At 52.5% G+C, this 13,619-nt stretch carries 16 protein-coding genes; 6 read left to right on the top strand and 10 right to left on the bottom strand.

Going from position 1 to position 13,619, the window contains the following annotated elements:
* The first annotated feature begins 80 nt into the window (after nucleotides 1-80).
* The gene (locus I3X05_RS00710; protein WP_139046435.1) at nucleotides 81-827 is read left to right on the top strand and encodes a helix-turn-helix domain-containing protein; all 747 of its coding nucleotides are present in this window, start codon (nucleotides 81-83) and stop codon (nucleotides 825-827) included.
* An 82-nt stretch (nucleotides 828-909) separates the two neighbouring features.
* Here I3X05_RS00710 and greB read toward each other — a convergent pair whose 3' ends face one another.
* Complete coding sequence (greB, locus tag I3X05_RS00705; RefSeq protein WP_045572374.1) at nucleotides 910-1,392, bottom strand: transcription elongation factor GreB; 483 nt, start codon at nucleotides 1,390-1,392, stop codon at nucleotides 910-912.
* A 234-nt stretch (nucleotides 1,393-1,626) separates the two neighbouring features.
* Here greB and I3X05_RS00700 point away from each other — a divergent pair, with 234 nt between their 5' ends.
* Nucleotides 1,627-3,948, top strand: a complete 2,322-nt coding sequence (locus tag I3X05_RS00700; protein ID WP_337971158.1) for a Tex family protein — start codon at nucleotides 1,627-1,629, stop codon at nucleotides 3,946-3,948.
* 78 nt (nucleotides 3,949-4,026) lie between these two features.
* On the opposite strand, the gene I3X05_RS00695 is transcribed toward I3X05_RS00700, so the two are convergent.
* Both I3X05_RS00695 and bioH read right to left on the bottom strand, forming a co-directional pair.
* Nucleotides 4,027-4,494 (bottom strand): ATP-dependent Lon protease, encoded by a 468-nt coding sequence (locus tag I3X05_RS00695; RefSeq protein ID WP_193157682.1) that lies wholly within the window; start codon nucleotides 4,492-4,494, stop codon nucleotides 4,027-4,029.
* A 140-nt stretch (nucleotides 4,495-4,634) separates the two neighbouring features.
* The gene (gene bioH, locus I3X05_RS00690) at nucleotides 4,635-5,402 is read right to left on the bottom strand and encodes a pimeloyl-ACP methyl ester esterase BioH (protein WP_045572408.1); all 768 of its coding nucleotides are present in this window, start codon (nucleotides 5,400-5,402) and stop codon (nucleotides 4,635-4,637) included.
* 88 nt (nucleotides 5,403-5,490) lie between these two features.
* Between bioH and I3X05_RS00685 the strand changes: the two genes are divergently transcribed.
* The 4 genes from I3X05_RS00685 (at nucleotide 5,491) to cysQ (ending at nucleotide 8,460) form a co-directional block, all read left to right on the top strand.
* Nucleotides 5,491-6,189 (top strand): phosphoribosyltransferase family protein, encoded by a 699-nt coding sequence (locus I3X05_RS00685; protein ID WP_082069810.1) that lies wholly within the window; start codon nucleotides 5,491-5,493, stop codon nucleotides 6,187-6,189.
* A gap of 134 nt (nucleotides 6,190-6,323) precedes the next feature.
* Nucleotides 6,324-6,908, top strand: a complete 585-nt coding sequence (gene nfuA / locus I3X05_RS00680) for a Fe-S biogenesis protein NfuA (protein WP_045572369.1) — start codon at nucleotides 6,324-6,326, stop codon at nucleotides 6,906-6,908.
* 155 nt (nucleotides 6,909-7,063) lie between these two features.
* A complete protein-coding gene (gene nudE, locus I3X05_RS00675) occupies nucleotides 7,064-7,618 on the top strand; it encodes an ADP compounds hydrolase NudE (protein ID WP_039422660.1) in 555 nt (184 codons plus the stop codon).
* A gap of 14 nt (nucleotides 7,619-7,632) precedes the next feature.
* On the top strand, nucleotides 7,633-8,460 hold the full coding sequence (gene cysQ / locus I3X05_RS00670) for a 3'(2'),5'-bisphosphate nucleotidase CysQ (protein ID WP_193157681.1): 828 nt from the start codon (nucleotides 7,633-7,635) through the stop codon (nucleotides 8,458-8,460).
* Nucleotides 8,461-8,541: 81 nt separating this feature from the next.
* Here cysQ and I3X05_RS00665 read toward each other — a convergent pair whose 3' ends face one another.
* The 7 genes from I3X05_RS00665 to gspH are packed head-to-tail and all read right to left on the bottom strand — an operon-like array spanning nucleotide 8,542 to nucleotide 13,600.
* Entirely contained in the window at nucleotides 8,542-9,303 is a 762-nt protein-coding gene (locus I3X05_RS00665; protein ID WP_337970893.1) for a type II secretion system protein N, read from the bottom strand.
* A 1-nt stretch (nucleotide 9,304) separates the two neighbouring features.
* The gene (locus tag I3X05_RS00660) at nucleotides 9,305-9,796 is read right to left on the bottom strand and encodes a type II secretion system protein M (protein ID WP_193157680.1); all 492 of its coding nucleotides are present in this window, start codon (nucleotides 9,794-9,796) and stop codon (nucleotides 9,305-9,307) included.
* Nucleotides 9,797-9,803: 7 nt separating this feature from the next.
* Nucleotides 9,804-11,003, bottom strand: coding sequence for a type II secretion system protein GspL (gene gspL / locus I3X05_RS00655; protein ID WP_045572366.1), 1,200 nt, complete (start codon nucleotides 11,001-11,003; stop codon nucleotides 9,804-9,806).
* On the bottom strand, nucleotides 10,972-11,997 hold the full coding sequence (gspK, locus tag I3X05_RS00650; protein WP_193157679.1) for a type II secretion system minor pseudopilin GspK: 1,026 nt from the start codon (nucleotides 11,995-11,997) through the stop codon (nucleotides 10,972-10,974). The genes gspL and gspK overlap by 32 nt, the downstream gene beginning before the upstream one ends.
* Nucleotides 11,990-12,661: a type II secretion system minor pseudopilin GspJ gene (gspJ, locus tag I3X05_RS00645; protein ID WP_045572364.1), complete on the bottom strand. Its 672-nt coding sequence runs from the start codon at nucleotides 12,659-12,661 to the stop codon at nucleotides 11,990-11,992. The genes gspK and gspJ overlap by 8 nt, the downstream gene beginning before the upstream one ends.
* Entirely contained in the window at nucleotides 12,648-13,010 is a 363-nt protein-coding gene (gspI, locus tag I3X05_RS00640) for a type II secretion system minor pseudopilin GspI (protein ID WP_226972319.1), read from the bottom strand. Before gspI ends, gspJ begins: the two co-directional genes overlap by 14 nt.
* Entirely contained in the window at nucleotides 13,010-13,600 is a 591-nt protein-coding gene (gspH, locus tag I3X05_RS00635; RefSeq protein WP_193157678.1) for a type II secretion system minor pseudopilin GspH, read from the bottom strand. Before gspH ends, gspI begins: the two co-directional genes overlap by 1 nt.
* Nucleotides 13,601-13,619: the final 19 nt, after the last annotated feature.

Below are 13,619 nucleotides of genomic sequence, written 5' to 3'. Positions count from 1 at the left end.
TCGGTTCAGGTTCAATCAGCAGAGAAATGTGACGGTTTATGCCCTCTTCAGACACGATGAATAGTCGAATGACTAGCAACATGTATCAACAGTTGCTTGCGCTGCATGACATTTATTTTGTGGCCTTTGATCGTGAAGAAAAGGTAGTCGCCAGCAACTATCCGGTTGCCACCTTGTCACTGCAGACCTTAGATGACTTGGTTTTCCTGGTTGGGCCACTGTTCATCAGCCAAATTCGCGCTATGGTGCGAGGCGAAGTGAATCAGCTCAGTTTTGACATTGCCAATTTGCACTTTTCCATCTGTCTGTTGCACGACGCGGATTACCAACCACTGTATTGCTTGCAAATTGAATCGAAGGAAAAAGTCGCTATCGAGCCGAAACTCAGCGCCATTGAACAAGACTATCAAATCATTCATGAGCTGACCGAGTCCTTGAGCCTATTGAGTCAATCAGGAACAACTCAGCTCCCTGATGAACTGCAACAAGAAATCCGCAGCAAACACCTACCAGAAGTGGAACGACGCCTGTCGCAACTGCAAGATCCGAGCTTGAAACTGTGCCTGGAAATCGTCAAAACCAATATGGAAAATCTGCTGCAAGAGGGCGGTGCGATCAACAGTCGCTTACTCGAAGTGCTGACACCGTCGGAGCTACAGGTGGCGGAGTTCATTCGCAGTGGCATGTCGAGCCAAGAGATCGCGAGCACGCTTAATGTGGCGCGGAAAACGGTGGAAAACCACCGCAACAGCCTGCGCAACAAATTGGGCATCACCAACCGCGGCGTCAATCTGCGCAATTACTTATTAAGCTTAGAGAAACGCTGACCGCGCCCCTTTATGAGCGACTCTCCCCATTGGAGAGAATCTGCAATACAAGCCTTGTTGAGTGGTACTCGAGAGTAAAACATCACTCCCCTTTATCGTATTCAATCGAATTGATAAACCACTCTTTGATGCCGCTTGGCGTCGGCACTTGCACTTCGTCATCGACTTCTTTTTTCAGCAGCGCGCGCGCCATCGGCGAATCAATCGAAATGTAGCCTTTGGCGTCGCCGTAGATCTCTTCTGGGCCGACGATGCGAAACTTCATTACTTCGCCCGCTTCGTTTTCAATTTCTACCCACGCGCCGAAGAAGACTTTGCCCTCTTGTTGCGGCGCGTAATCGACGATCTTCACTTCCGGTAGCAATTTGCTCAAAAAGCGCACGCGGCGATCAATTTGGCGCAGCAAGCGTTTGTTGTAGGTGTAATCTGCGTTTTCAGAGCGATCGCCAAGGCTCGCGGCCCACGCCACTTTCTGCGTGATCTCCGGACGCTGCTCTTTCCACAGATAATCGAGCTCTTTTTTGAGCTTGTTGTACCCCTCACGGGTAATCATTTTGGTTTTCACGCACTTTCCTTTATCGGTTCGAACGGAATCAGATGGAGCGAAAAGTAACGACTTTTGCCCGCTTTTACCAGTGCAGGCCAAAGAATTGACTGTATGCTCTCAAAAGCCACGGCGAAACGTGCTATTAATCCCCCCACTGCGCCCTTGCTGGCCGATTCATGCATTGCGGGGTGGAATCGACGCATTACCATCCCCATATTAGCCACATTAACGAAGAACAAAGAGATCCCACGGATGAGCCAAGCTATCTGTAATCTGATTGCTCAGGAGCTGAATGTACGCCCGGAGCAGGTCATCGCCGCCGTCACCCTAATTGATGACGGCAACACAGTGCCCTTTATTGCCCGCTACCGCAAAGAGGTGACGGGCGGGTTGGACGACACGCAGCTGCGTAACCTCGATAGCCGTTTGTCTTATCTACGCGAGCTGGACGACCGTCGCCAAACCATTCTTAAATCAATCGCCGAGCAAGGCAAACTGAGCGCCGAACTGGAAAGAGAGATCCTCAACGCAGACAGCAAAACGCGCTTAGAAGATCTCTACCTGCCATACAAACCCAAACGCCGCACTAAAGGGCAAATAGCGATTGAAGCGGGCCTCGAACCGCTGGCCGATACGCTGTGGAACCAGCCACAGACCGAACCTGAAAGCGAAGCCGCGCGCTACATTAACGCAGAAAAAGGAGTCGAAGAGAACAAGGCCGCGCTGGATGGCGCACGCGCGATCATCATGGAGCGCATCGCCGAAGACGCGAACTTGCTGGAGAAAATCCGTACGCACCTGACGCGTAATGCGGAAATTGTTTCGCGCGTCGTGGCGGGCAAAGAGCAGGAAGGCGAGAAGTTCAAAGACTACTTTGAGCACAACGAGCTCATCAGCAAGGTGCCATCACACCGCGCGCTGGCGATGCTGCGTGGCCGCAATGAAGGCTTTTTGAGCTTGACGCTCAACGCCGATCCGGGACAAGAAGAGAACGCACGTCAATCTTACTGCGAGACGCTGATTGCCGATCACTACGGCGTGACACTCAGCAGTGCACCAGCCGACCCTTGGCGTAAACAGGTCATTAGCTGGGCATGGCGCATCAAGGTTTCGATGCATATGGAAACCGAGTTGATGGGCGCGATGAAAGAGCGTGCCGAAATCGAAGCGATTGAAGTGTTTGCCACCAACCTCAAAGATCTGTTGATGGCCGCTCCGGCTGGGCCACGCGCCACCTTAGGACTCGACCCGGGCCTGCGCACCGGTTGTAAAGTAGCGGTAGTCGATGCCACCGGCAAAGTGCTGGCCACCGACACCATCTACCCGCACGTGCCACAGAACCAGTATGATCGCGCAATGCAAACCGTAACGGCCTTGATCAAGCAACACAATGTCGATTTGATTGCGATTGGTAACGGCACCGCTTCACGCGAAACCGATGCCTTTGCGGCGGATTTGATTAAGCGTGGCAACCTCAAAATACAGAAAATCATGGTCAGCGAAGCGGGAGCGTCGGTTTATTCGGCATCCGAACTGGCGGCGAAGGAGTTCCCGAATATGGACGTTTCGCTGCGCGGTGCGGTGTCTATTGCTCGTCGCCTGCAAGACCCACTGGCGGAGCTGGTGAAAATCGATCCGAAATCGATCGGCGTGGGCCAATATCAGCACGATGTCAGTCAAGCCATGTTGGCGAAACGTCTGGACGCGGTGGTGGAAGACTGTGTAAACGCGGTCGGCGTGGATGTGAATACCGCCTCGGCCGCCCTGCTGACTCGCGTTGCGGGGCTTTCCACCACATTAGCGCAGAACATCGTCGATTTTCGTGACGAAAACGGCCGCTTTGCTAGCCGTGCAACCTTGAAGAAAGTGCCTCGTTTAGGGCCAAAAGCGTTTGAACAGTGTGCGGGCTTTTTGCGCATTATGGATGGCAAAAACCCACTGGATGCCTCGGCGGTGCACCCGGAAGCCTATCCGGTGGTGAAGGCGATTGCCGAGAAAAATCACAAAGAGGTCAAAGCGCTGATTGGCGATTCCAACTTCCTTAAAGGGCTGCGTGCACTCGACTACACTGATGAACATTTTGGTCTGCCAACGGTTACCGACATCATCAAAGAGTTGGATAAACCGGGCCGCGATCCACGCCCGGAATTTAAAACTGCCACGTTTGCCGAAGGCATCCATGAAGTGCGCGATCTGGAAGTGGGAATGATTTTGGAAGGCGTGGTATCAAACGTGGCCAATTTCGGCGCGTTTGTCGATATCGGTGTGCATCAAGATGGCTTAGTGCACATTTCCGCGTTGACCGATCGCTTTGTCGCCGATCCTCGTGAAGTCGTCAAAGCAGGCGACATCGTCAAGGTCAAGGTGATGGAAGTGGACGTGCAGCGTAAACGCATCGCCCTCTCGATGCGCTTAAACGATGAACCCGGGCAAGATAACCGCAGCCAACGCAGCGCGGCGCCTCGCTCCGGTCAAGAGCGCCGCTCACCACGTCGTGATGAGCCACAAGGCAACACTCTCGGGGGCGCGATGGGTGGCGCATTTGCGGCTGCTTTTGCCAAAGCCAAAAAATAGCGCAGCAATCAACAGAGCTCATTGAATAAAAACAAACCCACAACGGCTGCCCATTGTGGGTTTTTTATTGAATTGCGCTTACAACACCGCAATCACTTCCGAAGGAGTGTGGGGCACGACCGAATGACCATAGTGGTATTTGATGATCTTTCGGCGCTTTTCCATCACGCCTTCTTTTATCGCCGCATCCAAAACGCGCTTAGGTAGGCGGTAACGAATCGCATAGCCTTTGCCCTGCTCTTCTGCGTAACTGCCCAGTGATATCAAACTAAAGAGCCGATCAATCGCATCTTTGGCTTCATCATGATACACCGCGATGCTATCTGCAGTATCCATCTCGTAGCCGGGATGTTCACTCGGATCCCAAGACGACTGCCGTCGCCGTTTATCGTCACTTTTGACTTTACGTTCCGCATTGGACTTTGCCAGCGCCACGGGTGGCGCGACGGGCTCACGCACTCGATTGTCGCGCGCAACCTGCTCTGTTTGCACATTTACCGATGGGGCGATCAGTGGCACACTCACAGTGGTCGGTGACACAATCATCGCGATACCTCCTCAAAGAATCGCCCTCAGCCGTGCGCATTGCTGCGAACAGCGCCAATTCATGCTCCCGAGAGGAAAACCTTCAGTGAGAATAACCTTGGTCACTTAGTTATCGACCAATATTTAAACAATTTTAGTTTTTATTTCGCCGCAAACCTGATGAGTTGATGGCAAAAACTTTCGGGCTCGGTGATAAAGGGCGCATGGGACGATTGACTGAAAATAAACTGCTCGCTACTCGGCAGTGCAGCGGTGAGTTGCTCGGCAATCTTAACGGGCACTAAGCCATCCAAGCGACCATACAGACGCAGCATCGGCATAATGAGATGCGGCAAGTGCTCACGCAAATCCACTTCGGCCAACATTTTCAACCCAGCCAGCAAGGCTTGCGGGTTCGGCTCTGGACGCGACAACACCGCCTGCTTTAAGTTTTTCACATCCTGACGAGCGGAAGGGCTACCCATGGCTTGCAGTGCCATAAAGCGCTCTACGGTGGTGTGAAAGTCTTCACTGAGCTGCTCGGTAAACGCGTGCAACACGCTGGGCTGAATGCCGCGCCATTTAGATTCGGCGGCAAATTTTGGCGAGCTGGCGACCGTCACCAATTTGCTAACATAGTCGGCGTGATGCAGCGCCATGTGCGTCGCCACCAGTCCACCGAGCGACCAGCCGACCCAAATCGCTTGACGAGGCGCATGCGGCAACAATAACTGGGCGATCGCTTCTAAACTGCTGGCCGGCAGATGCGCGCTGTGACCGTAGCCGGGCAAGTCCACCACATGCACCCGAAAATGCGTTTGCAAGCGCTCCACACTCTGCTGCCACACTGCCCCGTTCATTCCCCAGCCGTGCAGCAACACCAAATCTTGCCCTTCCCCACTCACTTGCCAATGCAATTGTGTGTCCATGCTCAAACACTCTCCCACTTTTTCCACTCCGCTCAGTCTCGCCTGTTGGCTACATTGAGTGCTCATCTGCTTTTATTTCGAAATGATTATGTTAACTCATTGGCTGCGTGAAAAAACACTCCGATCACTGCCTAGGCTGTGTCACCTGTGCGGTTTACCCTGTTCATCTGCCAGCGCCTCTCTTTGGTGTGACCATTGTCTTGGCTATTTTTCACCTACGCCTCGTTGCCGCCGCTGTGGTTTGCCCACCTTAAGTAACGTCGCCGAATGCGGCCAATGTCTGCGTACCCCACCCGTTTGGCGACGCTTGTATTGCCTGAGCGATTACCAATTTCCTACCGCTTGGTATGTCAATCAGATCAAACACCAGCGCCAATTTCGTTTCTGTCAACCCGTTGCCGTGCTCCTTGCCGAGCGCATTGCCGAGCCCGCCCCGCTGCTGCTCTCTGTCCCCATGCACTGGCGTCGGCAGTGGCGACGTGGTTTTAATCAGAGCGACCTTTTCGCCGCACAGTTGGCCCACGCCCTTGGGCAGCACTATCTGCCCGGCGCCTTTCGCCGCACCACTCACACGCCTCCCCAGCAAGGGCTCAACAAACAGCAGAGGCAGCGCAATCTCGCGGGCGCTTTTCGCTTAAATCGGCCAATTCAGGCCAAACACGTGGCGATTGTTGACGACGTCGTCACGACCGGCAGCACAGTGCGACAATTATGCCAATTACTGCTTGCAGTCGGGGTGGAAAGCATTGATATTTATTGCATCTGCCGCACTCCTGAGCCGAAGTAGCGCCATCAGCGACCAATCGATCAAGCGGTACATGCGCTGAAATTGGTGGTTTTTTCGCTGCAAAAGACTAGATCCTTTCGCTATCAGGAGTAGAATGGCATCAATAACCTACAAATTCACTCGGGTATTTAGTCGTGTCAAATATTACTATTACTGAATCTGCACAAACTCACTTCGCCAACCTATTAGGCCAACAGCCTGACGGTACCAACATTCGTATTTTCGTCGTCAATCCGGGCACACAGAATGCGGAATGTGGCGTTTCATACTGTCCACCAGAAGCGGTTGAAGGCACCGATACCGAAATTCCTTACCAAGGTTTTTCCGCTTACGTTGATGAGTTGAGCCTGCCCTTTTTGGAAAATGCAGAGATCGACTACGTCAGCGACAAAATGGGCTCACAACTGACGCTTAAAGCGCCAAACGCCAAAATGCGTAAAGTGTCTGACGACGCGCCGCTGATTGAACGAGTTGAATATGCAATTCAAACTCAAGTGAACCCGCAGTTGGCGGGGCACGGTGGCCATGTCAACTTGGTGGAAATCACCGAGCAAGGCGTGGCGATTGTCTCTTTCGGCGGTGGTTGTAACGGTTGTTCTATGGTGGATGTCACGCTCAAAGAAGGCATTGAGAAAGAGTTGCTGCAACAGTTTGCCGGAGAACTGACAGCGGTACGTGATGCAACAGAACACGATCGTGGCGAGCACTCGTACTATTAATCGCGCCAGATGGCGATAAAGAAAAAGGTTGGCACATTGCGCCAGCCTTTTCTTTTCGATTATTTTTTCTTTTCGTTTATATTGACTCAGCAAATCCCTAAAATTGCCTATTAACTTAACGCAGCTAACCATCTCGCGGTGAAGGAGTACACGCAATGAGCCGAAGGAAAGAACCCGAAATCCTCAAGAGTGACATTGTTGCCAAGTCCAGACTGTTTGCCATCGAAGCTCTGCAATTGCGTTTCTCCAATGGCGAAGAACGAATTTATGAACGTATGAAGCCGAGCGGCAGAAATGCCGTCATGATGGTTCCCATCACTGAGCAGGGTGACCTACTATTAGTAAGGGAGTACGCTGCAGGCACAGAACGTTATGAACTCGGTTTTCCTAAAGGGCTGATAGACAGTGGTGAGAGCCCAGAGCAGGCAGCGGACAGAGAACTAAAAGAAGAAATCGGCTTTGGCGCAAGAAAACTAACGCCCCTCAAACAGGTCGTGCTCGCTCCGTCCTATTTTTCGAGCAAAATGACACTGTTCATTGCGCAAGATCTGTATCCAGAAACGCTGCAAGGCGATGAGCCTGAACCTCTGGAAGTGGTGCGTTGGCCTTTGCAACAGGCAGAAGAGCTGCTCAATCACCTCGATTTTTGTGAATCGCGCAGCATCACTGCGTTGCTACTGGCCATTAAAGCGCTCAATCAAGCCGGGTAGTAAGGACAAGCCCCATGCAGACAACAAAAGATTTATCTCAACTATTACCTCAGGTCATCGACATCGCCCGCTCTGCCGGACAACTGATCCTCGATATTTATCAAACCAAGCAATATGAAGCCTTTACCAAAGACGACGCGACGCCGGTCACCAGTGCCGATCTCGCCGCTCACAAACTGATCACCAAGCAACTCAGTGAGTTAACCCCAGACATTCCCGTCCTGTCTGAGGAGGCCGCCGACATCAGTTTAGAAAGGCGCGCGCAGTGGAACCGGTATTGGCTAGTTGACCCGCTGGATGGCACGCAAGAGTTTATTGCGCGCAGCGGCGACTTTGCCACCATCATTGCGTTAGTGGAGAATAATCGGCCCGTGATGGGCGTGGTCTATGGCCCGGTCTCTGGCGTAACTTACTACGCTTACCATGGCAAAGGCGCGTGGAAAATCCCGCAGATGGATCAAAGCCTGAGAATTCAGACCCACAAGCATGAGCTGCCTGGGCAAAATATTGCAATTGCCATCAGCCGTCGTCAGGACATCAATCGCATCACCAACCGCATGAGCAGTGCTTGGAATTACGATCTGGTGCCGCTCGGCTCGGCGGCCCTCAAAGCCTGTTTGGTGGCGGAAGGCGCAGTGGATTGTTATCTCCGTTTAGGCCCAACCGGAGAGTGGGACACCGCCGCGACGCAGTGTATTGTCGAAGAAGCGGGTGGTCGCATTCTCAGCACTCAACTGGAGCCTTTGTCGTACAACGAACGCGACACGTTAGAGAACCCGAATTTCATTGTGTTGGGCGATGCCGATCTGCCGTGGCATGATATTTTGCAGGGCAAAGACTAGCGTAAGAGCAAACCGACAACGACAAAAAAAGCGAGCGGAAATCCGCTCGCTTTTTCATGTTGTGCATTGCCACTAGGACGGCTAGAAGCGGCCTTTGTAGTCAAACTGATACTGCCCCTGAGCATTAGGATTGCCCAACCAGCTTAGTTGTGACTTCATCGAAGAAGGGAACGCCGCCCCCGGTTTAAACCACGCCGAGGTGACGTACTGGCGATTAGGGCTGACTTCCGCGCTAAAGGAGGCGCTGACCTGTTCACTCTGCTGCGATCCTTTGGCCACGAGCAGACTGTTTTCACACTGAATATCGGTGATCACTGGGCCCAAGTCGAGCCCACCAATCGGTGTGCTCACTTTGGCCATGCTCCACACTAAGGTGCCAGCTCCTGTTGCACACCACGGCGCTTGATACACCGCTTGGGCGACATTCAGCTCCACTTGCCCTTCCACATCAATCGGTAACGGCATCGGGATCTTGCTGGCGATGTGCTTCGCGGGAAGCGAAGCCAGCAAATTTTCTACGTAAGCGCCTCGGCTTAGGCTATAACCAACACGCCCTTTACCACGTAAATTCATCTCGCTGCCGCGACCAAAACGCAATGCCACTTCCGCATTGCCCGTAAGCAGCGGCATCCACTGCACATCCCAGTTCACTTCGCCGAGATCTTGTCCTTGCCAGGTAATTTTGTGCGCGCTGCCTTGCCAAATGGTACCGGAAGGACCTTCAATCGCTAACCCCCGCACGGGCGGAAGATAACTGAGCACAAAACTGGCCGGAATACTCGAAATCAGGCTGATGCTGAAAAAAACAATAAAAATCAGGCCATAAACTATACCGCGTTTCACATTAACCTCGCTTAAACTGCAATCGGTTAATTTCCACCACGCCCGCTTCTTTTCCGCGGTCAATATCCATAAATTCCACTTCGATGCCTTGTTTCTCTTTTAAATAGGTCAACCAATCGACAAAACGGTTGAACGGCATCGGTGCCACCCACACTTGCAACATCTCATTGCGCGGTTGCACCCGTTGCAGCTCGATGTTGAATTGGCGAGTGGACGATGAGATCACTTGGTTGAGTGGCTGATTGGACACCTGTACCCCAGCGCTCACCCGTTTTTGGCTGATGTCGTCCGCTTTCTCTTTCACCCAACCGAGCAGTTGCTTTTCGCTCTGAATGCGCATCTGCGCCTGCTCGGCTCGCATCTCGATCGGCTGCAAAATGCCCCAATAAATTGCCCCTAACAAGGCAAAAATACTGCACACCATCACTAGGCGCTGTTCGCGAGGGCTGATGCCGCTCCACCAAGTTTGCAGCATGGTTCGTAAATTTGTCATTCTGGCCTCACTTACGCTTCAACACAAAGCTGCCCACCACCGAATCGCCGGTGCGGTTGAGCTGCCCTTGTTCCACCTGAAAATGTTCGCTCAGAGCGACTCGAGCTTGTTCGAAAATCTGGAAATCTTTGCTCTGTGCTTGAATGCGTACTTCGCCGCGATTGCCATCGTACTTGACGCTCTGCACCTCAAAGTTCTTCACTTTACCAATGGTGTCGGGAATGAGCGCCATCCAATCGAGAATGGAGTCACCACCCGCGCCCCCAGACAAACGACGCTCTTCGTCTTCCATCTGCCTTTTGAGGTAACTGACGGTCGGGATCTTGTTCTTACCGGGCAAAACCTGGCGGAAAACACGCTCGCTCTCCGCGCGATAGGCGTTGGCCTGCGCTTCATATTGTTGAATGGTGAGCATCTGCTGCGCCACCACCGCAACGATCAGTAGCGCCCCAGTGATTGCCACCTTCTGCCACACTTTCCAGTGTTTCAGCCAAGACGATTTCGGCTTAAATGCCCCAGTCAGCAAAGAGAATTTGATGTTTGCCACGCCTTGGCTCAGCAGTGCCATGGTCATTTCAGCTGGCTGAGCCAACCAATTCACCTTACCTGTCTCTGGCGGTATGCTACTGAAACTGGTTACCGTTAACGGTTCGTCAGAGCTCAAAGACTCAAGATAGAGCGGCATCCAGCTTTGATCGACCGCACTGCCCTGATAGACGCTGCGGCGAAACAGCCACTGCTCACCCAGTTGGGCGGCGCTCATCCCTTCGTCACTCAGCGGCAGCGCCAAAGAATCAGGCACGATGCGTTTGATCTCTATCCCTTGCTCACGAAATTTCGCCACAATGTGATGTAGCCAATCTCGCTCTACGGCGCAAACATGGGCAAGACGGCCTTCTTTGGCCAAGATGGAAAAGTGCAAGTCGTCCACGTCTTGCGCGATTTCATCTTCCAGCAGATAGGGCAGCATGTTATCGATCTGACGAGAGGCGCCAGCGGGGATCTCCACATCAGTGAGCACAAGGTCGCTCGATGCAAGGAGTACCACCACACTTCTTTGTTCTGCAAAAGGTTTTAATTCTTCCAGTTGCTGCCAATCTGGCAGCTCGCCACTGGCGATCACTTCTTGTTGGTCTGCAGACCAAACCAGCCAAGGGATCGGGCTATATTGTTCGCTACTCAGCCGAACGGTCAGAAACTCGCTCACTGATTCCTCCAAAACGACGACGCACAACGGTCACGGTTTCTCTGTTTTTACTGTACATTAGGCTGCGAATTCTCACTCGTGAGTCATCAACAAAGACCTGCGCATCCAATTCAAAATAAGCACTATCTACGGTGAGATACTTTTTTGATTGTTTTTTAATCTCATCACTGACACCTGCCAGTTCTGATTCTGCCATAAAGGCATCGACACTCGCCCAACCGTCAAATGGTCGCTTTTCAATCAAATCTTTGGCACTCGATTCATTAAGCGTAGGCGAAAACAGCGCCACCAGTAGTGAGCTCTGCTCCTCGGCGAGTGTATTGACATTTAATCGCCAGTCATCAGTCGGCAAAGCACACAACAAGGGTTGCAGTTTTTCCATCATCTCACCCGTGACCTTATACACCGCGCGCAGCTCACTACTGTCGGCGATAAAGCCGTTGGCCGCTAAATACGAAGGTTGCATACCTTCGTAAGTGGCATCTTCCACACCCGAGCTGGAACGAACTGCGTCGTCACTGTCGATAAATTCCCAAACCGAATCTGCGACCACCTCAGATTCATACGTTTCCACCCCATTCTCTTCAAGCAAACTTCGCAGCACTTTGACTAGGTAAGGGCGCTCAAGTTGTCCATCCTGCGGTTTAACACTCGCCAACACATTGAGGTTAAAGCACGCTTGGCGATCATAAATGCGCCCGCGCGCTTCACCGTAGTCCAGTGGATAGGTTTTCTCTTCCACCGCCCACGGCTGGTTTAAGTTCACCGTGGTATCACTGTCTTTGTAGCTCTGCTCAATCGCAACTTTGGCCAGCGCTTCCACGCCCAAACTATACCAATAGGCTTGCTGGTAGCTCACTTGATTGCTGCCGCGCTGGAACTGGGCAAACAGCCGCTCTGACATCGATGCCGCAATGGTCGCCATAATAGCGAGCAGCATGAGGATAATCACCAGAGCAACGCCAGATTGACGACGGATGGTCACTTTAGCCATTGTTGTCATCCTTGCTATCCTGATTGTCTGAGTCGGCGCGTTTTTGCAGCGTTCCTTCCGGAGTCAGATAGACGCGCGAGATCTTGCCGTAATCTTTCAGTGTCAATTCAAGCGAAACGGCGGCGGGCAAGGTGTTCTCCACATCCCACTCATCGCTCCATTTCTTACCATCGGAAAAACGCATTTCAAACGTTTCCACCCCACTCAGCAAGGGCGTAATGACGCCCATTTGCCCAGTGGGCGTATCGGGGTAACGCCACCATACCCGCTCTAGCCTGTCATCTTTGATGCGATAACCGACTTTCGTCACCTCACCACGCGGAAATTGCTGCTGAGGGTTATGCCAGCCTAAACGAGCAAACATCACCCCTTTACTGTCCGATTCGAGCAGATAATCAGCCCAGACGATCAACTTAGCTGATGGACTTTCGCCATTAGTGCGCATCGGGCGCAGCGCCATTTGACGAAAATCGTTATCCAGCATCACCAAGGCTCGCTGTAGCTCGTTAAGACGCGCACTACGCTCTTGCGACAACTGATTGCTGCGCTGCACCTGATTCACCACCTGATAAGCGGCTACGCTTAATGTGGCGAAAATGGCGATCGACACCAACACTTCGATCAGGGTAAAGCCCTGTCGGCGCTTTCTTTTACTGGCCGACATAGCTTCTCACCGTCACTATGGGATTCGATTCTTTCTCTACCGCGACGCTAACGTCAAAGGCTTTCAATAGTGGTTGCGCGGTCGCCACAGGCGCCACTTTCCAGTACCAAGTTCGTCCGGCCATCTCTTCCTGGCCAGAGCGCGCTTTGAGCGATTTGGGGTCGAGCATCACACTCGCCATCTGGTTGTCGGCCACCATAGCGGCAAACATCTTCTCTTCCAGATAGCCAATGGTATTGATATGTTGGCTGACCGCTCGAATTACGCTCATCGCCGCAGTGGCAAAAATCGCCAGCGCAACCAGCACTTCCAGCAGCGTCATGCCTCTGCTTTTACCTCTGTTGGCCATCACTCTTTCTCTTCTTCGCCTGGGGCAAGCAGCACAATTTGCCCGGTATCTTTCGCCCTCACGCGCCAACCATCTTCTGTCGCATCACGGTCTTGTGGGTAGAAAGAGAGTGAGAACGGCGTCAGTTCACCGCTCGACAAAACGAAAATTTGTGGCGGCGACTCTTTTTTCTTTTTGCCTTCTTCTTCGGCAAACATATCCTCATCAAACAGAGAGCCCGGCTTAAACAAGCGATCATCTTGTTGCCAAACACCGCCCCCGAGGGAGAGTTGCAGCGCAACATCATTCTTCAGTTCGGTTGTGGCAGGGATTTTGTTGAGTGCTAAGCTCTGCCATCCCTCTGCCTGCAATACAAGCAAGGTATAACGGGATTTGTCTTCATTGATACGAATACCAAAATCTTTACCGCTGAGCAGCGCTTCTTCATTGAGCAACTGCAATCGTTGATAAAAACTCTGGGCGTATTTTTTGGCGCTGTCATCAGTGCGAGTCGGAAGGGTGGCGATCACCGCCACCGCCGTCAGAGAGAGCAGCACCAGCACCAACAAGATCTCGATCAAGGTGAAACCACGCAGGTGCTGATTGGACATGTTCTTCAAGCTGCTTTCT

The sequence above is a fragment of the Vibrio navarrensis genome (assembly GCF_015767675.1).
Taxonomy (GTDB): Bacteria; Pseudomonadota; Gammaproteobacteria; order Enterobacterales; family Vibrionaceae; genus Vibrio.
This window is presented reverse-complemented; position numbering and strand designations above follow the sequence as displayed.